This is a genomic window from Pseudoalteromonas sp. SIMBA_162 (assembly GCF_046535955.1).
Classification (GTDB): domain Bacteria; phylum Pseudomonadota; class Gammaproteobacteria; order Enterobacterales; family Alteromonadaceae; genus Pseudoalteromonas; species Pseudoalteromonas marina.
This window is the reverse complement of sequence record NZ_JAWJBQ010000441.1, coordinates 1-270: the sequence shown is the minus strand read 5'-3', so window position 1 is coordinate 270 and position 270 is coordinate 1. Positions and strand designations below refer to the sequence as shown.

The window sequence follows — 270 nt, the reverse complement described above, 5'->3', positions numbered from 1 at the left end:
AGGCCTTACTGTTTCTTCTTAGGAGCGAGCACCATGATCATCTGGCGGCCTTCGATCTTCGTTGGGAAGGATTCGACCACTGCCAGTTCTTGCAAATCGTCTTTCACGCGATTAAGCACTTCCATACCGATTTGCTGGTGCGCCATCTCACGACCGCGGAAACGCAGCGTGATTTTGGCTTTATCACCCTCTTCGAGAAAGCGAATCAGGCTGCGGAGTTTTACCTGATAGTCGCCTTCATCTGTACCAGGACGGAATTTAATTTCCTTA

The 270-nt window shown here is 49.6% G+C and carries 1 protein-coding gene; it reads right to left on the bottom strand.

The features are described 5' to 3' along the window. Positions 1-5: 5 nt before the first annotated feature. The coding region (infC, locus tag R0J88_RS20400) for a translation initiation factor IF-3 (RefSeq protein ID WP_410900935.1) at positions 6-270 on the bottom strand (265 nt) is incomplete at its 5' end.